Origin of the sequence: Bradyrhizobium sp. 2S1 (assembly GCF_011516625.5) — a bacterium.
GTDB classification, from domain to species: Bacteria; Pseudomonadota; Alphaproteobacteria; order Rhizobiales; family Xanthobacteraceae; genus Bradyrhizobium; species Bradyrhizobium septentrionale.
Genome location: NZ_CP147718.1, coordinates 44,816 through 64,655, shown reverse-complemented (window position 1 = coordinate 64,655; position 19,840 = coordinate 44,816). Strand labels below are relative to the sequence as shown.

Annotated in this window: 18 protein-coding genes and 3 pseudogenes; 14 read left to right on the top strand and 7 right to left on the bottom strand. The window is 59.8% G+C overall.

What is annotated here, in order from left to right; genetic code table 11:
• Positions 1-191: 191 nt before the first annotated feature.
• The 3 genes and pseudogenes from HAP54_RS50975 to ltrA form a co-directional block, all read left to right on the top strand.
• Positions 192-304, top strand: a pseudogene (locus tag HAP54_RS50975) (IS5/IS1182 family transposase); the annotation flags it as partial.
• 43 nt (positions 305-347) lie between these two features.
• Positions 348-1,195 (top strand): annotated as a pseudogene (locus tag HAP54_RS50970) (IS630 family transposase); the annotation flags it as partial.
• A 669-nt stretch (positions 1,196-1,864) separates the two neighbouring features.
• Positions 1,865-3,115 (top strand): group II intron reverse transcriptase/maturase, encoded by a 1,251-nt coding sequence (ltrA, locus tag HAP54_RS50965; protein ID WP_166208664.1) that lies wholly within the window; start codon positions 1,865-1,867, stop codon positions 3,113-3,115.
• A gap of 24 nt (positions 3,116-3,139) precedes the next feature.
• On the opposite strand, the gene istB is transcribed toward ltrA, so the two are convergent.
• The 6 genes and pseudogenes from istB to HAP54_RS50935 all read right to left on the bottom strand — a co-directional run bounded on the left by istB (position 3,140) and on the right by HAP54_RS50935 (position 7,973).
• Entirely contained in the window at positions 3,140-3,952 is an 813-nt protein-coding gene (gene istB, locus HAP54_RS50960; protein ID WP_166217968.1) for an IS21-like element helper ATPase IstB, read from the bottom strand.
• Positions 3,861-5,343, bottom strand: a pseudogene (gene istA / locus HAP54_RS50955) (IS21 family transposase). Before istA ends, istB begins: the two are co-directional and overlap by 92 nt.
• Before the next feature lie 92 nt (positions 5,344-5,435).
• A complete protein-coding gene (locus tag HAP54_RS50950; protein ID WP_176422285.1) occupies positions 5,436-6,113 on the bottom strand; it encodes a fumarylacetoacetate hydrolase family protein in 678 nt (225 codons plus the stop codon).
• 172 nt (positions 6,114-6,285) lie between these two features.
• Positions 6,286-6,633 carry a hypothetical protein gene (locus HAP54_RS50945; protein WP_166293508.1) on the bottom strand — a complete coding sequence of 116 codons (348 nt, stop codon included), beginning with the start codon at positions 6,631-6,633 and terminating at the stop codon, positions 6,286-6,288.
• A complete protein-coding gene (locus HAP54_RS50940; protein WP_166293507.1) occupies positions 6,612-6,986 on the bottom strand; it encodes a hypothetical protein in 375 nt (124 codons plus the stop codon). Before HAP54_RS50940 ends, HAP54_RS50945 begins: the two co-directional genes overlap by 22 nt.
• A gap of 75 nt (positions 6,987-7,061) precedes the next feature.
• The gene (locus tag HAP54_RS50935; RefSeq protein WP_029084543.1) at positions 7,062-7,973 is read right to left on the bottom strand and encodes a LysR family transcriptional regulator; all 912 of its coding nucleotides are present in this window, start codon (positions 7,971-7,973) and stop codon (positions 7,062-7,064) included.
• 161 nt (positions 7,974-8,134) lie between these two features.
• Between HAP54_RS50935 and HAP54_RS50930 the strand changes: the two genes are divergently transcribed.
• The 9 genes from HAP54_RS50930 (at position 8,135) to HAP54_RS50890 (ending at position 17,352) form a co-directional block, all read left to right on the top strand.
• Complete coding sequence (locus HAP54_RS50930; RefSeq protein WP_166214531.1) at positions 8,135-9,058, top strand: VOC family protein; 924 nt, start codon at positions 8,135-8,137, stop codon at positions 9,056-9,058.
• Between the two features lie 131 nt (positions 9,059-9,189).
• Positions 9,190-9,591 carry a Rieske (2Fe-2S) protein gene (locus HAP54_RS50925; RefSeq protein WP_210297570.1) on the top strand — a complete coding sequence of 134 codons (402 nt, stop codon included), beginning with the start codon at positions 9,190-9,192 and terminating at the stop codon, positions 9,589-9,591.
• Between the two features lie 88 nt (positions 9,592-9,679).
• Positions 9,680-10,378 (top strand): FadR/GntR family transcriptional regulator, encoded by a 699-nt coding sequence (locus tag HAP54_RS50920; protein WP_166214532.1) that lies wholly within the window; start codon positions 9,680-9,682, stop codon positions 10,376-10,378.
• A 184-nt stretch (positions 10,379-10,562) separates the two neighbouring features.
• On the top strand, positions 10,563-11,561 hold the full coding sequence (locus HAP54_RS50915) for an ornithine cyclodeaminase family protein (RefSeq protein WP_176422284.1): 999 nt from the start codon (positions 10,563-10,565) through the stop codon (positions 11,559-11,561).
• Between the two features lie 109 nt (positions 11,562-11,670).
• Entirely contained in the window at positions 11,671-12,687 is a 1,017-nt protein-coding gene (locus HAP54_RS50910) for a dihydrodipicolinate synthase family protein (RefSeq protein WP_166214534.1), read from the top strand.
• A 13-nt stretch (positions 12,688-12,700) separates the two neighbouring features.
• Positions 12,701-14,155: an NAD-dependent succinate-semialdehyde dehydrogenase gene (locus tag HAP54_RS50905; protein ID WP_035978100.1), complete on the top strand. Its 1,455-nt coding sequence runs from the start codon at positions 12,701-12,703 to the stop codon at positions 14,153-14,155.
• A 92-nt stretch (positions 14,156-14,247) separates the two neighbouring features.
• A complete protein-coding gene (locus tag HAP54_RS50900) occupies positions 14,248-15,381 on the top strand; it encodes an FAD-dependent oxidoreductase (RefSeq protein ID WP_176422283.1) in 1,134 nt (377 codons plus the stop codon).
• Positions 15,382-15,473: 92 nt separating this feature from the next.
• Positions 15,474-16,679 carry an MFS transporter gene (locus tag HAP54_RS50895; RefSeq protein ID WP_248114212.1) on the top strand — a complete coding sequence of 402 codons (1,206 nt, stop codon included), beginning with the start codon at positions 15,474-15,476 and terminating at the stop codon, positions 16,677-16,679.
• A 178-nt stretch (positions 16,680-16,857) separates the two neighbouring features.
• Positions 16,858-17,352 carry a PaaI family thioesterase gene (locus HAP54_RS50890; RefSeq protein WP_176422281.1) on the top strand — a complete coding sequence of 165 codons (495 nt, stop codon included), beginning with the start codon at positions 16,858-16,860 and terminating at the stop codon, positions 17,350-17,352.
• A 10-nt stretch (positions 17,353-17,362) separates the two neighbouring features.
• Here the strand turns inward: HAP54_RS50890 and HAP54_RS50885 are convergent, their stop codons facing one another.
• The gene (locus HAP54_RS50885; protein WP_224742110.1) at positions 17,363-17,908 is read right to left on the bottom strand and encodes a TetR/AcrR family transcriptional regulator; all 546 of its coding nucleotides are present in this window, start codon (positions 17,906-17,908) and stop codon (positions 17,363-17,365) included.
• 326 nt (positions 17,909-18,234) lie between these two features.
• Between HAP54_RS50885 and HAP54_RS50880 the strand changes: the two genes are divergently transcribed.
• Together HAP54_RS50880 and HAP54_RS50875 are read left to right on the top strand one after the other, a co-directional pair.
• Positions 18,235-19,233, top strand: a complete 999-nt coding sequence (locus tag HAP54_RS50880; RefSeq protein ID WP_029084550.1) for a fumarylacetoacetate hydrolase family protein — start codon at positions 18,235-18,237, stop codon at positions 19,231-19,233.
• 62 nt (positions 19,234-19,295) lie between these two features.
• Entirely contained in the window at positions 19,296-19,829 is a 534-nt protein-coding gene (locus HAP54_RS50875) for a cupin domain-containing protein (protein WP_176422149.1), read from the top strand.
• Positions 19,830-19,840 lie beyond the last annotated feature (11 nt).

The window sequence follows — 19,840 nt, the reverse complement described above, 5'->3', positions numbered from 1 at the left end:
CTGCTCCGATTCATCGGCATGGCCTGCGCTTGTGGGTTGGCTGGATGAACCAGTGACTCCGCTAACCACGCGATTCGCTCCTATCGACTGATCTGCGCTGTAGTCAATGTCGGTCTACTTAAGACTTGCTAGCAGGGTAAGCGAGCGATCTGACAACAAGCTGACGAGCCTTCCTTCGACGGCGCGGCAGTCTGACGCTGTGGCTGACGGAAGAAGCCTTGGCCGGCAGGCAGTCGCTTCGACGCACGACGCGTGGCGGCCGACCCGCTATTCCGATCTTGCCATCGAGACGGTCCTGACGCTAGTACCCACTTTTCTTGGAACGTGAGTCGTGATTCAAGATATGGATGATCCCCGAAGCAAGAGAAGTCCACCTTTCGCGGAGAGACCGCAAGGTTCTTGAGGCGTGCTGTCGCTCGCCGGTGACGCTGCAGCGCGATTTGAAGCGGGCGCGGATAGTTCTGTTGGCGGCGGACGGGCGCAGCACCCGCTCGATCGCCAAAGAAGTCGGAGTCCAGCCGCGGATTGGCGACACCGCTATGCCGATCATGGCCTTGAAGGACTGCACGACAAGCCGCGGCCCGGCAAGCAGCCGATCTATACGAAGGCCACCGACAAGCGGATTCTGAAGCTGCTGGATAAGCCGCCACCGCAGGGGTTTGCGCGCTGGACTGGCCCGCTGCTGGCCGAGGCGCTGGGCGATGTTGATGTCCAATATGTCTGGCGGTTCCTGCGTAGCCACAAGATTGACCTTGCGGCTCGCAAGTCCTGGTGCAAGAGCAACGACCCGAACTTTACGGCCAAAGCCGCCGATGTTGTTGGCCTCTACGTCGTCCCGCCCGCGAAGGCCATTGTGCTATGCGTGGACGAGAAGCCCTCGATCCAAGCTTTAGAGCGAGCGCAGGGTTATCTGAAGTTGCCCAATGGCCGCGCCTTGACCGGCCAGAGCCACGATTACAAGCGGCATGGCACTACGACATTGTTTGCGGCGCTCGAAGTCGCCACCGGAAAGATCATCGCGGCTCATTCAAAACGCCGTCGCCGCGTCAAGTTCCTCGACTTCATGAACGGCGTTATCGCGGCCTTTCCGGGCCGAAAGCTTCACGTCATCCTCGACAACCTCAACACCCACAAGAAAAACGAGCACTGGCTCAAGGCCCACCCCAACGTGCAATTTCATTTCACGCCGACAAGTGTCAATCGGCGTTTGACTGGGACCCCCTATCGGCCTCCAAAAGGGACCCCTTTGATCGGCTGTGCTCTGCTGGTAGCGCTCGGGTCGTCGGAGCTGGTCGGGGTTGGTGCGCCACGACGGCGCGAAGAAGGAGGTAGATCAATTGACCTAAAGCCTTCAAGCAGCCTTGCTGTGCAAGAGATGAGGGTAGGCCCCTCGGGCTCGGATTGCAGGATCAGAGTCCAAACCACCACAAGCTGCTTCGACACAACGGTCGAGGTGGTGAGCGTTGTTGGAAAAGGCGGGCGCAAGCCCGTCAGGTAAGCCTCAGGAAGGCGAGCGGAAGCGAACCGCCGATGAAGCATCGAAAACCAGTACAGACGTTGTCGAAACCAAGGGTTCAACCCTTCCTTGGGAGCAAGCCTATCGGGAGCCTGGTTACTGGATGGGTGACGACCGGTGTAGAGGCGGCGCGATCCTGATGGCAGGCTCTTACACGGAACGTGGGAACCTGTGTCGTGATGCCAAGGGAGAACCTGAAAGCGGCAGCACCGCTGAGGGGAGAGTACCGATGCACGGCGCAGGGGCGGACGGGTTCGCAGTAGTGATGAAGCCTGGTAATGCAGGTGGAGCGAAGGGACCCGATCATCTGGCCAACGACAACAGCCAACCCGCAATGGGGATGAACTGATGTCCGAGGCAAAGCCGTATGATATCTCCAAGCACCTTGTTTGGCAGGCTTGGAAACAGGTCAAAGCAAACCAAGGGGCCGCGGGCGTGGATGGCGTCTCCGTCGCGGCGTTCGAAAAGGACCTGAAGAGGAATCTCTACAAGGTCTGGAATCGCATGTCGTCGGGGACGTATTTTCCACCGCCTGTTCGTCTCGTGGAAATCCCCAAATCCGATGGCAAGAGTGTCAGGAAACTCGGCATTCCCGCCGTCGGAGACCGAGTGGCCCAGACGGTCGCAAAGATGGTCATAGAAAAGGAAGTGGAGCCAGTCTTCCACCCCGACTCTTACGGCTATCGGCCCGGACGCTCTGCGCTCGATGCGGTGGGGAAGGCGCGCGAGCGCTGCTGGAAATTCGATTGGGTCATAGACTTGGACATCAAGTCGTTCTTCGATACGATTCCATGGGACCTGATGGAAAAAGCTGTAGCCCACCATGTGGAATTGGGCTGGGTTCGTCTCTACGTCAGACGGTGGCTGCAAGCCACCGTGGAGCGGAAAGACGGGACCCGCGACGAGCGAACACGAGGAACCCCTCAGGGTTCTGTCGTCTCGCCCGTACTCTCCAATCTCTTCATGCATTATTGTTTCGATGCATGGATGCAACGGACCTTCTCACACCTGCGCTTCGAAAGATTCGCTGATGATGCGATCGTCCATTGCTGGAGTGAGGAGGAGGCCAAAGCCGTACTGGGAGCGATCCGTAATCGCCTTGCCGAGTGCGGTCTGGAACTCCACCCGGAGAAAACCCGGATCGTCTACTGCAAGGACAACAATCGGAGCGGAGGGTACGAGCAAATCACGTTCGACTTCCTCGGCTACACGTTCCGGCCGCGCAAAGCTCGGGACAGCAAGGGTGAGAAGTTTGTCAGCTTCGCACCGGCCATCAGCCGCAAGGCAGCCAAGGGAATCCGGCAGGCTATCCGCGAATGGCGGGTGACAAGCAGGAGCAACCAAACGCTGGAAGACCTAGCCAAACTGATCGACCCTGTCGCGAGAGGATGGCTGAACTACTACGGGCGGTTTTACCGCTCGGAGTGCGTCAACGTCCTTCGTCACGTCAACATGGTGCTCACCCGGTGGGTGATGGGGAAATATAAAAGGTTCAAGCGCCGGAAAACTGCGGCCATATCCTGGCTAGGACGTCTCGCAAAACGAGCGCCAAGCCTGCTGTATCTGTGGAAAGTCGGCATCAGACCAACGGCTGGATGATAGAAGCCGGATGAAGCGCGAGCTTCACGTCCGGATTCGTGAGCGCCTGGGGGTGAAATTCCCCCGGGCGACTCGACCGGAGACGGCGCGAGCGCGGGTTGTTTGAACATCGTCGCGGCTTTTGAATCGCCAGCTGTCGTTGCCGGTCTCGACGATGTCGCAGTGATGGGTCAATCGGTCGAGTAGCGCGGTGGTCATTTTGGCATCGCCGAACACGCTCGGCCATTCGCCGAACGCAAGATTTGTGGTGACAATGACGGAGGTACGCTCGTAGAGCCGACTGATGAGATGGAACAGGAGCTGACCGCCGGATTGCGCGAACGGCAGATAGCCCAGCTCGTCGAGAACGATGAAGTCCATCCGGGTCAGATGCTCGGCGAGCCGTCCCTGCCGACCGTTGCGGGTTTCGGTCTCGAGCCGGTTGACGAGGTCGACGACGTTGTAGAAGCGTCCTCTAGCGCCATCGCGGATGCAACTTCTGGCGATGGCAATGGCCAGGTGTGTTTTGCCTGTACCGGTGCCGCCAACCAGCACGACGTTGCGTTGTTGGGCGATGAAGCCGCCGTCAGCGAGATCATTGACGAGAGTCTGATTGATCGGCGTGCCGTCGAACTGGAAGTCGGCGATGTCCTTGGCGAGCGGCAGCTTGGCAATGGTGAGCTGGTATTTGATCGACCTGGCTTGCTTCTCGTTGATCTCGGCGTTGAGCAGATCGCCGACAATGCGCTGAGGTTCGTGCTGGCGCTTAACGGCAGTTGCCATGATCTCGTCGAAGGCAGCCTTCATGCCGTAGAGCTTGAGTTCGCCCATGAGGTCGAAGATTTGGGTTCGTTCCATCAGATGGTCCTCCGGAGGTTGTCGTAGCGGGCACAATCGGCGATCGGTGCATGACGGAGCGTCAGTGCGGCCGGCGTCATGATGTTGGCCGGTGGGGCGGGTTCACGTTGACGGGCCAGGATATTGAGAACGACATCGTCGGTGCTGGCCAGCTTGCGCCGGATCCGCTCGATCGCGGCCGGCAGCACCCAGTCTTTGAAGGGAGCACCGTTGCGCAAGGCGCCGGGTTTGCGGGCGAGCACCGGCACATAATGCCAGGGGTCGTAGACGGTATCGCCGCGGCCAAAGGATCGCGGGTGCTCGGCAACGATACGTCCATCCTGACGGATCACGATGCGATCGGCATAGGCTTGAACCTCGACCGGTCGTCCGACTGCGCTGGCTGCGACCGAGTACTTGTTGTTGTCGAAGCGCACCAGGCAGGTCTTCGAGACCGATGCCGTCACCGCATGGAAGCCGTCGAAGCGGCCGGCATAGGGAACGAGTTTGGGGCGTTCGGCTTCGAGCACGTCCCAGATCGTCTGATCGGTCAGCTCCGGATGGCGATGAGCCTTGGCGTAGGCGATGCATTTGTCGAGCAGCCAGGCGTTTAACTCGTCGAGGTTTTTGAACCGCAGCCGCGGCGTGAAGAAGCGTTCCCGGACCAGCCCGACCTGGTTCTCGACTTGCCCCTTCTCCCAGCCCGACGCTGGCGTACAGGCGACCGGATCGACCAGATAGTGGCTGCACATCTGCAGGAAGCGGCGATTGTAGAGACGGCCTTTACCGACAAAGATCGCCTCCACCGCGGTCTTCATGTTGTCGTAGATGCCGCGGGTGCAGGTGCCTTTGAACAGGGCGAATGCCCGGTCGTGGGCGTCGAACACCATCTCCTGCGTCTCCCGCGGATAGGCCCGCACGAACAGCATGCGGCTGTGACAGAGCCGGACATGGGCAGCCTTCACCATCACCGTGGTGCCGCTCAGCAGGACGACCTCGTGGCTCCAGTCGAACTGGTAGGCTTCGCCTGGTGCAAAGCTCAGCGGCACATAAGCCGACGCTGTCGAGGGGCCGCGTTCCTTGCTCCACCGTCGTGCGTATCGACGAACCGCATCATAGCCGCCGGCATAACCCAGGCCGCGAAGCTCCTCGAATAGCCGGATCAGCGTCAGCCGTTCCCGCGCCGCCTTGCTCTCATTCCCTGCCAGCAACCGATCAAGCTCGGCACTCCAGGCACCCATCTTCGGGAGCGGCTGCGTCTCGCGCTCGTACCGGAACTCCGTCGCTTGAGAACGAATGACCTTGCGAACCACCTTCCGCGATACGCCAAGTTCTCGGCAGATCGCCTTGATCGGACGACCATCAACAAAGTAGGCGCGACGGATCTTACCAATCGTCTCCACCACCAGCATCCCAACCTCGGCTTCCATGACTCGATGGAAGCCACTGTGGACCCTTATCCCGGGGTCCCGATTGGATGCCGATCACCCCGAAAACGGGGGCCTTATTCCATGCCGAAACACAGCTTATAGTCGGTGCGGGCGATCAGACTGCGCGAGGTCACGTCGTCGACGATGGCATAGCCCGCAACATGAGACATCGCATCGGCCCGAGAGATGTTCCGGCCGCCGCGGCCGATGATGACGCCGAGCTCAAGCTCCCAATCGGGCTTTTCCTCTATGGTAGGCACAACCAGCGCGTCGTAGGCTCCGCCAATCGTGGAGACCGGTTTGGTGAATGCATAGGGCTCGCCCGTCGCCGCCCTCTCGTCCATCATGTTCTCCGCCCAGCGCCTGAGACCCGCAGCGTCAAGCCCCTCGGGGCCGACGCCCATATCCAGCGTCAGGTCGATCACGTGCTTGCGGTAGTTGGCGCCCGTGCAGAAGACCTGGCGGGGCAGATCGACCGGAGGACAAATCGCAACATCCGAAAACGCGCGGAAGTGATCTTGAATGACCGTTTCCGTAATGGCCGCGCGCAAGTTGTTGACGGCCTCCAAAGCGCTATCCCAGTCCTGGAGAAGATCGAGAACGCTCTTGCCCGCGAGCCGCTCGTAACTGGGGGAGGGGTAGGCACGGACGAGATCGTCGAGTGCCGCAATGCGCTCGCCGATCGCAAAGCCCGCCCGCGGGATTTCGGTATCGGTGCGGAAAGTTGCGAGGCCGTATTCTTGGAGGATCATCGGTTAGGCTCCAGCGAAGAGGCAACGCTTTCGAGTAGATCGGAATCGACAAGATCTGAATAGTTGACGTTGCCTCCGCGTAGACCCGCGCGCTGGCGCTGGGCAATGAGGAGTACAATGCCGTCCCGGTCGGGTACGAGCGAACTCGGGATAAAGCTGATCAAGGTTTCGGCTAGAGGGCGGGAATGCCGGTTGCTGCAAGACGCACAACCGCAGCGTTTTTATTCGTCTGTGCCCATGCGCGCGCATGTTCCATTGCGGCAAGCCACGCCACCACATGTGCGCGAACGCGATCGTATGAGCTCTGGCGCACGACAAGTCCCAGGCCAGGAAACGCGGGATAATGGTCGTTCACGCGCGCCAGCACCCGCGCACCCCGCGCAACGGCCATGCCGTCGAATGGCGGGCCGAGCAGGGTGGCGTCCCCGCCTCCTGCCAGCAGCGTCTCGCAGCGCTCGCGCACGCCGCCGGCAGGCTTGAGCGTATAGGATCCGCTATCTAACCCGCATTCATCGAGCAAAGCCCTGGCGGCCACAACGAACCGTTCGCCGACGCGTCGACGAGGACTGTCCCATCTTTCAAACTTCGGACATCGGTTGTAGCCGCGGTGCCGACAAGAGAAAGGGGAGTTGTCCGCTCGATCTGTGCGACGATGCGCAAATCCCCTGCGCCGGGCCGCAGGTTCCAGTCCATGACATTGTCCATGGCTGTCACGGCTGCATCTGTCGTGCCGCTCATGAGGGCCTCGAACTGCTCATCCGACGATTTGGTCTCGATGCCATTTACTGAAAGCTGCACTGGCGCCGTAACCGTGCCGATGCGCGTCAAGATCGACGTCGCGGGCTCGACGAACCAATGAACGGTAACGTGCATTCTCATCTCCGTCACGCATAATAAATGAACGATACGTATCGTTTTGTAAAGGGCGTGAAGCTGCTACCACCGGATCTAGTTCCGCAACATTTTGGCGGCCGCTTGCGTGAAGATCTCCCGCACCCACATGATGCCTGGATCGCGACTGCGATAGTGATGCCACTGCATCTGCTGTTCGAAGCGTTCCAGTCGGAACGGAATTTCCAGGATCGCAATGGGAAGGTGGCGTGCCGCAAGCTGCGCTGTGCGGCGATGAACGACTGCAATGCGATCGGTGCCGACAACGAGATGCGGCACGGAGGAAAAAGCGAACGTCGAAACCTCAGTGCGTCGCGCGATCCCGAGTTGATCCAGAAGAACGGAATCGAGAGCGCCCGAAGTTGTCGAGGAAAGATATCGGACGTGGCCTGCCGTGACGAAAGCCTTCCGGGTGAGGGGGCCTTTGCCGTATTTGCCGCGTCGCCAAGCTACACAGCAATAATCGTCTTCATACAGTTTGACCGAAGGGTGTTCGGGAGAGCAGACGATACGGGGGGCGATCAAGAGGTCAGCCTCACCGCGCTCGAGCAAGACATTGGGTTTTTCGCTCTGCCGCAAGAACTGGAAACGGATGTGCTCGCCAAAGGGCGCTGTGAGCTCGAGTGCCGACGGAATGATGGTATGAAGCGAATAGTCCGAGACGAGCAGCCGGAATTCACGGTTTGCTGCTTTTGGGTCGAAAGCCGGCTTGGTGGCCAAGGCGGCCTCGATGCGTGTGAGCACGTCGGTGATTTCCGGGCGCAGCGTTTCCGCGCGCACTGTTAGTTCCATCTTTTGGCCGACCCTGACGAGCAGTGGATCGTCGAAATATTGGCGCAGCCGACTGAGCGCATTGCTCATTGCGGACTGGCTGAGGTTCATGCGCGCCGCCGCCTCACTGATGGATTTTGTGACGATCAAGTGGTCGAGCGCCACCAGCAGATTGAGATCGAGGTTGTTGAACCGCATCTGCCAGCTCCGGATTTATGGATTCTCTGAATACAGATGATTGAAACTATCCATTTCCTTGATGAATTGCCAGATCGTATGCTGGCCGCAGCGGAAGACCACCTGCGGCGTTCCCGGGTGAGTTAGGCGTATCCGAGAAGAAACAATCGAGGAGGATACCCGTGAAGATCATTGGCCCCGATGAGCTGGTGTTCGGTGTCGACAGCGTGGAGGCGTGCGCTGCGTTCATCGCCGATTTTGGCTTGAAGCACAGGGGGGAGAAGGACGGGTCCGGCTTCTACGAGGCCCTCGATGGGACGGGCCTGTCCGTCTATCGCAAGGATGATCCCAACCTGCCACCGCCGCTGCCTACCAACAGCATGCTGAGAAAGACGATCTATGGCGTCGAGGATCAGGAGACGCTGAATCAGCTCAAGGAAGAACTGAGCAAGGACAGGCAAGTCCGAGTTCAGTCGGATGGCACCGTCGAAGCGGTGGACGACATGGGTTTTGCGCTTGGTTTCCGCGTTACGCGGCGGCGCAAGCTGAACCTGCTTCCGGAACGTATCAATTCTCCCGGCGCTGCTCCACAGCGAGGCTTCAACGAAATCGGCGCCAACGAGGACGCCGAAGCCTTGCCGCGAACCCTGTCGCATGTGGTCTATTTCGTGCCCGATGCGGCGAAGATGGAGGCGTTCTACGTCGAGCGTCTCGGCTTTACCTTGATGGATCGGTTCACCGGAGGAGGGCCATTCCTGCGTCCCGCGTTAAACACCGACCACCACACGCTGTTCCTGATCCAAACCCCGGAATACATGAAAGGGCTCGAGCACTTTGCATTCCATATGCAGGGACCGACCGAGCTGATGCTTGCCGGCTCGCGAATGGTGAAAAAGGGATACCAGTCATTCTGGGGACCGGGCCGCCACAAGTTCGGCTCCAACTGGTTTTGGTACTTCAACAGCCCAATGGGGACCCACGCCGAATTTGACGCGGACATGGATGTGTTCGACGACAAGTGGGAAGCGCGCGAACTGCCGATGATGACCGAGCATTCCCAGATATTCCTGCTCGAACATCGGGCAAAATGGGCTCCCGGCGGCTGAGTCGCGCGGCCTAACGAATGCGGCGCGCGAGGATTTTCCGCGCCCTGCGGCTGTGTTTGCTTATCTCTCGGAAATCCTGCCGCCGATGGCGCACTTTCAGAACTTTTGCTCTAGGTTTCGAGGCTGATGATTTGAGCGCAGACAAAACAAGGCCGCTGACCGATGTGGTGTGTCGTCTCTCGGATCTGGAAGACGGCAAAGCTTACGGCTTTGACCCGTTCAAGAGGGGGCGGGACACCGTTTTCGTCGTGCGCAGGGGAAACAAAGTCTACGCCTATGTGGACATATGCCCTCACTACGGTAGCACGCCGCTTCCCTGGAAGAAGAATGCGTACCTTACCGGCGATGCGCAGCACATCCTCTGCAGCGCGCACGGGGCGATATTCGATATAGAAACCGGCGTTTGCGTCCTGGGGCCATGTCTTGGCCAATCGCTGAGCCCGGTGGAGATCGCGATCTCGTACGAGGGGGACATACGATTCTTCCTCGGGGCGGACGACAAGTTGATCGGCGAACCTGTCGTGACCAACTGACGCCAGTTCGGGTGGGGTAGTCCGGCAAACGAGCACAATCGCGCGTGCCGTTCTTGTCATTCGCCTCAAATTGGTTGATATTGGGCGAATGAATCAGATTTCCGCCACCCGGCAAAGCGCCATCCAGATCCTGCGTAACTATTTGAAGGAACGCGGTTTCGGCCCCAACGAGCAACTGCCCCCCGAGCGTCAGCTCGCCGAAGACCTCAACCTGACCCGAAGCCGCCTCCGGACCTCTTTGGCCAAGCTTGAGGATGAAGGGGTGATCTGGAGGCACGTCGGACAGGGCACGTTCATGAGCGCGCCTCCGGAATCGCTGCAAGTCTCCTCGTTCGGGGATCCGGGTCCTGTCCTGGAAACCAATCCTTCTGAAATTCTGGAGGCCAGGCTTTCGCTTGAGCCGCAGATCGCGTTCCTCGCGGCGCAGCGCGCGACGGGAAGTGACGTCGAAAGAATGGAAGAAATACTGGAAGAATCGAAGAATAAAGAGTCCTGGGAGGAATGGCGCGCGCTCGACCAGGCGTTTCATCTCGCCATTGGACAGGCTTCAAAGAATCAACTGCTGCTGAAACTTCTGGTCATGATTCAGGAAAGCCAGACCCAGAGGAACTGGGGGCGGCTGTCAGATTTGCCCGCCGCCAAGGCTCGGCGCGCCCATATCACGCACGAGCACGATGCGATCTTTCGCGCCATACAGTCGCGCGAGGCGCGCGAAGCTGCAGTTCACATGCGCCGTCATCTCGAGGAAGTGCGGAAGGCTTTGCTCGGTCCTTTCGCGCCGATTTAGCGCTTCAAAACATAACCTTCGCCCGTCTCCAGGCCTCGCGGCACGCGCTGTGGGTCAACCTATCGCTGTGTTCGGCCGACATTTCGGTCGGTCGGTCGGTCGGTCGATTGGTTGATTGACTTTCGCAAATTGGTCGAATATTGATCGGTATTGGTTGATGTTGGGTTAAGCGAGGGTTGCACCTGTGACTGCATCAAATGCGGCGGTTAGTTTCGTGTCGGCATTAGCGGTATCGGAAATCCTGGATTGGAAGCAGGTGATCGAAAGCCTGTCCCGGGCCTACTCCGTTCCGCACGGGCCGATGGTCAGTCCGCTTCGCACGGTGGCGCGCAACGGTCGGATGTGGCTGAGAAGTCTGACGGCGATCCCGCCCGGCGCCCGCTTCATGGGGGGCAAACTGTTCGGCATGGGGCCGAAGCCGGCGATCAATTATCTAATTCCGTTGTTCGAGCAGGAAACCGGCGAACTTCGCGCGCTTGTTGATGGGGCGTTCATAACCAGCTTCCGTACCGCTTCCACTTCGGCGGCCGCACTCGATGTGCTCGCGCCGAAGGAAGAATTGGTTGTTGGCGTGATTGGCAGCGGCCAGGAAGCGGTGGCTCATGCCCGCGCGATCCATGCTATCCGCAAAATCCGCGAGCTACGCATCTTCAGCCCGACGCCAGCAAGCAGGGCGCGCTTTGCAAAGACATTCGAGGCGGATACCGGCGTCAAATGCGTGGCGACGGAGACGCCCGAGGATGCGGTGAGGCCGGCGACTGTGGTTGTGGCGGCAGCGCGGTCGCGCGACGAGTCGCCGATTCTCTACGGTGACTGGCTGGAGAACTGTCGCTCCGTGGTTTCGGTCGGGTCCACTGTTCCGGAACAGCGCGAGATCGATACCACCGTGGTCGAGCGTTGCGACCTGATCGTATGCGACGTCCTCGACGAGGTCATGCATGAAACCGGTGACATGATCGCAGCAAAAAAAGCCGGCATCGGCTTCGAACACAAATGCGTATCGCTCAACGATCTGTTGTGCGGAAAGATCGAGGACAAGGTGCGGAATGCGCGCATGCCGATGTTCAAGAGCGTCGGCGCTGGCATTCAGGACATCGTCTGCGCCGAGCTTGCCTATGAGCTTGCGAGCAAAGCGCGCCGACTCGTGCCGCTGCCGATCGAATTCTACAGGAAGACGATCTAGAGCACCTGAGGAAAAAATCGACGCGGCTCTGGGTTCGAGAACGTTTCAATGGCCCCGAGAGAAAAAAGCGAAAGCGTCTTGAGCGCGATACGCAGAGGGAGGAAACAAGATGGCGGCCTATACGAAGAACGAGACGCGCGCCTGGACGCGCGAAAGGATGGTCGGTGCGGTGAATTGCACGATCCCTTCCTTCACCGGGGATCTCGCCGGCATCAATGAAAAGGCCATCCGTCACGATGTCGCGCTCGCCAAGAAGCACGGCTTCGTGGGATCGCTCGCCATCGGCGAAGTGAACATCACGCTGCCCGAGTATATCGATTTCGTCCGCATCATGAAGGAGGAGGCCGGCAAGGACTTCTACGTCATGCATCATGCGAGCTGGAACACGCTGGAGCAGAACATCGAGGCGGTGCAGCGCGCTGAACGGGCAGGGGCTGACTATGTACTCCTGACCTACCCTGCGAATTTCTATCCGCAGTCCGAGGAGGAAGTCTACGAGTACACCAAGGCGTTTTGCGATGCGACGAACCTCGGCGTTCTGTTGTTTCCGATGGCGATCTGGGGGTTTTCCCGGCTGCATCCGGCGGACATCTCGTCAAGCCTGATCCGGCGCATGTTGGATAATTGTCCGAATATCGGTGCGATCAAGGCGGAGGGCGGCCATCCCTCGATCATGAGTGTGATCGAATGCCACCGGCTCTTCAGCCAAGAGGTCGTGATCTCGATGCCGCTCGAATGGGACCTGATTCCTCTTTCGCAGCTCTTCCCGATCCAGCTATCGGCGACCTCGGACCATGAATTCTGGGGTCCGCTGATTCCGCAGGTGATGAAGCTCCTGCGCGAAGGAAAGTTTGACGAAGCGACGGAAATCTATTGGCGGATGCATCCCGCCCGCAAGGTCAAGAACCAGATGACTCAAGCGATGACGGGCGCCTTCATGTTGAACCGCATGCAGTGGAAATTCCAGGGCTGGCTGCAGGGCTACAATGGTGGCCCGCTGCGCGCGCCGACGCCGCGGATGCACGAGAACCACATGATGGCGCTTCGTAACGCGCAGAGAGCCTCCGGTCTCAATCCGAGCGAAGATCCGTTTCATGAGTTCTTCATCGGCCGCAACGTTGCCTGACCGAGTGAATGAAATGGTCGCGATTGCCGAAAAATATCAGTCAGGACGCCATCGGATCTTGATCGGGGATTGGCGCGACGGCGAAACCGGAGCCACGATCGAGGTCCGAAACCCCTCGAACGATGAAGTGATCGCTGAAGTGGCAAACGGCAGCGTGGCCGATGCGCTGGCCGCAGTGGATGCCGCCGCTGCCGCCGCGCCGGGATGGGCCGCCACCTCGCCGCGACAGCGGGCCGAGATCCTGCGCAAATGCTTCGAACTGATGATCGAAGAGGAAAAGCAGCTGGCCCGGCTCATCTCGCTGGAAAACGGCAAAGCGTATCCGGACGCGTTGGGCGAGGTGCGTTATGCGGCCGAGTTCTTCCGTTGGTATGCCGAGGAAACACCCCGGATCATGGGCGAGATGGGCCTGGCGCCCTCAGGGCAGAACCACATTCTCGTGTCCTACGAGCCTGTCGGCATCGCGGTGCTGGTGACGCCGTGGAATTTCCCCGCAGCCATGGCGACGCGCAAGATGGCGCCGGCGCTCGCCGCCGGCTGCACCTGTGTACTCAAACCTGCAACGGAAACTCCGCTCACCGCACTGGCCGTCGCTGAAATCATGCTCAAGGCGGGTGTTCCAAAAGGCGCGATCAATGTGATCGTAACCTCCCAATCGGGCAAGTCGGTCGGCGCCATGTTGCACGACCCGCGCGTGCGGACGGTGTCGTTCACCGGCTCGACCGAAGTCGGGCGTGTTCTCCTGAAAGAGGCCGCCGACCAGGTGCTCACCACATCGATGGAGCTTGGGGGCAACGCGCCGTTTCTGGTGTGCCATGACGCCAATCTCGATGACGCGCTCGATGGCGCGATGGTAGCGAAGATGCGTAACGGCGGAGAAGCGTGCACCGCTGCGAACAGATTCTACGTCGCGCGCAATCTCTACGGAGACTTCACTGAAGGGCTGGCCAAACGCATGGCGGCGCTCAGGATCGGCGACGGCGTGGACGAGGATACCCAGCTCGGCCCCATGGTGAACGCCGCAGCCGTGATCAAGATCGACGAGCTTGTGCGGGATGCTGTCGCGCGCGGCGCGCGCGTCGTCACCGGCGGGCGCCGGCTCAATCGGCCGGGTCATTTCTATGCACCCACCGTGCTTGCCGATGTGCCGGAGGATGCCGAAATCCTCAAGAACGAGATCTTCGGCCCGGTAGCGCCTATCGTTCCCTTCGACGATGAGGCGCGCGCTGTGAAGCTGGCCAACGACACCGAGTTCGGGCTGATTTCCTATGTCTACACTGAGGATCTGAAGCGCGGTTTGCGCCTGTCGGGGCAAATGCAGAGCGGCATGGTCGCGCTGAACAGGGGGCTGGCGTCCGATCCGGCGGCGCCCTTCGGTGGCAGCAAGGCAAGCGGTCTGGGTCGCGAAGGCTCCACCGAAGGCATCAAGGAGTATCTTGAAACCAAGTACATCGCGGTCTCGCTGTAGCCGGCGATGAGGAGGTGCTGATCATTGGGCGGCCCGCGTAGGACGCGCGACCGCCACGAAAAAGCAAAATACGACGAGTGGGAGGAGGAAACATGGGCGCGGTGAAGAAGGTTTTCGTCGTCGGCGGCGGAATTGGCGGTTTGACGGTCGCCCATGCGCTCCAACGGATAGGCGTATCCACCAGAGTCATTGAAATGGGAGACAGGCGTGACCGGATCGGCACCGGCATTACGCTGCTTGGGAACGCCTTGAGGGCACTCGCCGAATTGGGATTGGTGGATGCCTGCCTCGAAGCCGGCCATGGTTGGGACATCGTGTCGGTGCGCGATGGTGCGGGAACGATCCTGAGCGAGCAGTCCTCGCCAAGAATTTGGGACCCCAATCGTCCAGCCGCACTGGGGATCATGCGGCCGCTTTTGGGACAGACCCTGGAGGACTTTGCGACGAAGAGCGGCGCGAAGATCGACTTCAATACAACGGTCACCCAGATTGATCAGGACAATGAAGGGGTGACGGTGCATCTGTCGAACGGCGAGACAGATCGCGCCGATCTGCTGATTGCCGCGGATGGCGTTTATTCCAAGGTCCGCCAGAAAATCTTCGGCGAAGAGTTCAAGCCGCATTATGCCGGCCAAGGGGTGTGGCGTTACACGGTCTCCCGTACCGAGGCCATGAATGGCTTCGTCCTGTATCGCCATCCGACGGGTCGAATGGTGGGCTCGCTGCCGCTGTCGAAGGAACTGTGCTATCTGTTCTTCCTGGAAAGCACGGATGAAAAGCTTCGCATCCCGCAAGATCAGGTATGCGATTATCTCCGTAACCTGCTCGCCCCCTTTACGGCGCCCGAACTGGTCGCGGCTGCCAACATGGTCGGCGAGGACAAGCACATCAGCTACCGCCCATTCGATGTCTTGATGATGCCGGCTCCCTGGCACCGTGGCCGTGTCGTGCTGCTGGGCGATGCGGCCCATTCGCTGACGCCGCAAATGACGTCCGGCGGCGGCATGGCGATCGAGGATGCGCTGGTCCTCTCTCAGGAACTGGATCGGAACGACGATCTGGAGACGGCGCTCGCGACCTATTCCCGTCGGCGTGAGGAAAGGGCCAGGCGCGTATACGACATCGCATACGCCATTTGCCAGGAAGAGCGCAAACCGGAGCATGGTCGGGATTATTCGATGGGCCTTCTTCGCGAAGGCTACGCGTTTCTGGCCGCGCCTGTCTGAGCCAGGAAAGGGCACAGCCAGATGGCGGCCTGCATCTGCCAGTCGAACGCAAGCTGATCACTTACTATCAAAGATAACCAGGGGAGGAATGCATGACGAGACAAGCGGGGTCGTTGCAGGGGTGGATTTTGACCACAGCTCCATGGATGACCGTATTCGGAGTGGTTCTGTTATCACCGGTTCTGCCGTTCATGATGAAGGATTTCGCGCATCACCCGAATGCGCAAGTGTTGGTTACGACGGTGCTTGCCGGGCCCGCCGTGATAATTGCGCTGCTTTCCCCCTTTGTCGGAGTTTTGGTGAGACGTTTCGGGCGCAAGAACTGCCTGATGGCAGCCATTGTCGTTTACGCAATCGCGGGATGCGCGCCGTTTTGGCTTACCGATATCTATCACATCATCGCCAGCCGAATGATCGTCGGTGCTACGGAGGCGATATTGACCGCGGTCGCTACCGTCCTGACGGTGGATTACTTCTCCGGGCGGGCGCGTGAGCGATGGCTGGCGTTTCAGTTCGGTTCCGCATCTGTGATCGCGGTGTTCGCGTTCGGCCTGGGCGGCGCCTTGGGCGGGCTGGCGTGGGGTTGGCACACACCGTTTCTCGTCTACGGCTTCATGATCGTGATGTTGCCGCTGTTCTTCTTCTTCCTGTGGGAGCCGGCCAACCCAGTTGACAAGTTTACCGAAAATGCCGGGCAATCGGGGCCGTTCCCCTGGAAGCAGATCGCGCCGCTGTGGCTGATGACAATGCTCGCGTCCATCGCCTTCTATGTGGTGCCGGTTCAGCTCAGCTTCGTTCTCAATTCTCGTGGACTTACGACTCCCGAAAGCATCGGAATCGCGAGCGCAATCGCCAACCTCGGCGTGCCACTCGGGTCGTTCCTTTTCCAGGCTTTCGCGCGTCAACCCGTGATGCGTTTGCTGACCTGCGGCCTGGCGTTGTTCGCAGGTGGCTTCGCGATGGTTGCGGCGGCTACGACTCCGGAGATTACGGTTGTTGGGGCGTTCATCGCGTGCGTCGGTGGAGGCCTGGTTATCCCGCTCCATTTGACGTGGATCATGTCCGCGCTTCCTTTCGAACAACGGGGGCTAGGGTCTGGTGGGTTCGCAGGCGCGTTTTACATTGGCCAGTTCTTCAGCCCAATTATTGCTGGCGTCCTCGCTGCAGGAACAGGCGGGCTTGGGGCTGCCATCGGCGTGCTGGGCTGGGCGGCCGGCGTGGCGGCGCTTATCGCTCTCGTCTACGGCCTGACGACGCTGGGCGGAAGCATCAAGCTCGAATTGGCTGAAGCAAAGTAGGGCGCCCGGAAGGGTAAAGCCAAGCTAAGTCATGCGGCGCCAAAACGACTTGGCGCCTAGCGACGCTGCGGGACCGGACAGAATCCCGGTCCCGCATACGAGGGCACCATCTCCCGACTCCAGCATTCGAGCGGCGGCTCGCCGCCGGAGTAGCAAGATAACCGCCTGGATATGGACAATGAACCTCGACCAACTGCCTCTGCGTCAGTATCAGTCTGGAGAGAAACTCCCGGTTTCGATCAAAACGAGTCCTCTTGCCGAAGCGCTGGGGACCAGGATCGAAAAAATCGACGCAATTGCACCGCGCATCGAGCTGTCATTTGCGGTTGGTGAGCACTTTGTGCAGGCCGAGGACGTCGTCCACGGAGGCGCGGTCGCAACGATGCTCGATTCCGCCATGGCTTATGCGGCGTTACTAGCGATTCCCGACGGGCTTTCCGTCGCGACGATAAACATGAACATTTCCTGCATCAGGTCCGCAAGGCCCGGTCACTACAGAGCGGTTGCCGAGATCGAGCGCTGCGGAAAGAGTGTTGTGTTCGCGCGCGCGCAGCTTCTGGATCGCGAGGACAAGCTCGTGGCCACTGCGGTTTCCTCGCTTGCGATCGTCGCGCCTCGCCGTAACCGGGCTCACGATTCTTCCGACGGCGCGGAAGGTCGCGCGGCGGTGTAAGGCATGCGATCTATCTTTTGGGCTTCGGCCGGGAGATCTTCGCTCTTGCATCGGTCGAAAGCAGGTCAACGCCCCCGCAAAGAAGCCGGATGAACTCCGCATCGAGGGGCTCGCCGAAAATGAGGCGACGATAAATCGGCGCGTATAACATTTCGACGGCCCATGCAGGGTCGGCGTCGGACCTGAACAATCCTTCCTTTTGTCCTCGCTCGAAAGTCTCCTGAACAAGGCGTCGCCGGTTTTTTGCGAACCGTTCGTTGAACTCGGCGAGCAGCTCGTTTCTGTCATGACCTTCACAGAGGATCTGCACAACGAGTTTTCCAGCCCGGCCGCCGAAATATTGGGCGAGGGAGGTGAGGTGCCGCTTGAGTGCCGTGCGCGGATCAACGGCAGTCGGCATCGGAGTATTGCTGAAGTGGGACTCCATGAACGCATCGATAACCAGCGCGCCTTTGCTATTCCACCAACGATAGATCGTTGCCTTTGAGACCCCTGCCTCGCGAGCAACAGCCTCGATCGCGAGATCGGCGACGGAGACGGATTGGAGCAGGTCCATCGTTGCCGACAATATCGACCGCCTGGACTCAAGATCGCGAGGTCTTCCGATCGACCTCGTATCCGATGTGTCGGTATCTTCAGGGCTCATTTGTCTGCCGGTGGCAGCTCCCTTGGATGCGCGCCTTGCTTGGGTGGTTGATGCCATAGCCAGTGTTAGCGTTTCAAAATCAGGGACTCCGAGACCGTTCCGTTCCAGTAGCACGGCACCGCGCATTTCGACAAACGTGTTCGCGTGATTCGGCGGTGTCCTGATCAGAAGGAAGCTTGACAGTCACGTCTATAAACGATACGAAACGGATCGTATAATAAATGAGGGAGGCGAACGTGAAGCTCGGACGAATTTCGGTCGGAACTCCGTTCGGACCGGTAACCCGGCTCGTGGCGGCAGAGCCCGCGAAGAGCAGGGTCGTCGATCTCGCAACGGCGGAAATCCTGCGGCGTCAGGCGAAGGGCGCCACGCAAGAAGCAGCGCAGCGGCTGGCGTCAGCGATTTTCCCTGCGAGCATGGCCGCGGCAATCGGCCTCGGCGATGCCTTCCTCGAGACCGCGCATGAGGCCGCGGAGGCCCGCGGCGATGATGCCGCCACCGCCATTTCAGCCGTCAATTGGCTGAGTGCCGTCGATCCCCCTGTCATTCGTGACGGTCTCACCTTCGTGAAGCACATCAAGCAGTTCCACGAACGCGTCGGAGTGGAGCCGGCCGAATCGTTGCTTGAGATTCCCGGCTACTTCAAGGGCACGCCGTTCACCGCCGTCGGACACGATGCCGAAGTTCCGAAGCCGTTCTACACGGACCACTTCGATTACGAATTGGAGCTGGGCTATATCGTCGGCCGTGTCTGCCACAATCGGACGCCCGAAGAAGCGCGACAAGCACTGTTTGGCGTCACGATCTTCAACGATTTTAGCGCGCGCGACATCCAGAAAATCGAACTCAAGATCGGTATGGGGCCGGGGAAGGGCAAGGATTGCGCTTTCGGAATCGGCCCGTGGATCGTGACGATGGACGAGATCGGTCGTCTCGACGATCTCGAGATGGCGGTTCGGATCAACGGCAAGGAATGCTCGCGTGGCAACAGCGCGGAGACCGTTTGGAGCCCCGGCGAGTTGCTGGCCTATATCTCGATTTCGGAGTTCGTGCAGCCGGGCGATTTGATTGGCTCCGGCACAGTCGGCAACGGTTCCGGTCTGGAGATCGGCCGGAAGCTTGAGGTTGGCGACGTCCTGGAGCTTGAAGTCTCCCGGATAGGGACGCTCCGCAACAAGATCGGTCCGCCCGAAGAAAAGCGCTGGTGGCCCGAGAAGCGCAAGAAGTTCTGGTAGCTCATCGCTCAGGCCTGAGGCGCACCTCTTTGCTTGCCCTTTTTCCCTTTTGAGATTCGATCATGGCCAAACCTGTGCGTCGCATAGTAACCGGGCATCGCGCTGACGGTCGGTCTGTCATTCTCTCGGATGACCCGGCGCCGAATGTTCACGTCGTGCCGGGTACGCCCGGCCTGGCAGGAACCGTCCTCTGGGTTGCAGACAAGACGCCTGCGGATATCGTGCATCAGCAAGAGACGGCTGCTGCGGATCGCAAGCTGTCCATTGAGCCGCCGCAAGGCGGCAACGTCCTGCGCATCGCCGAATTTCCCCCCGACCACCTCTATTCGCAGGAAGAGCTCGACAAGTTCAGGAAGGGTATCGGCAGCCCCGAAGCGTTCGACACCAAAGCCCGGCATTTCTTCTTCCATAAGACGCACACGCTGGACTACGCGATTGTGCTGGAGGGAGAAATTTGGGCGCTGCTCGATGAGGGCGAGACGCTGATGCGGCCCGGCGATGTCCTGATTCAGCGGGGCTCCAATCATGCATGGTCGAACCGCTCCGACCGAATCTGCAGGGTTGCATTCGTCCTAATCGACGCTGACCACAAATAGTATCACGCGGG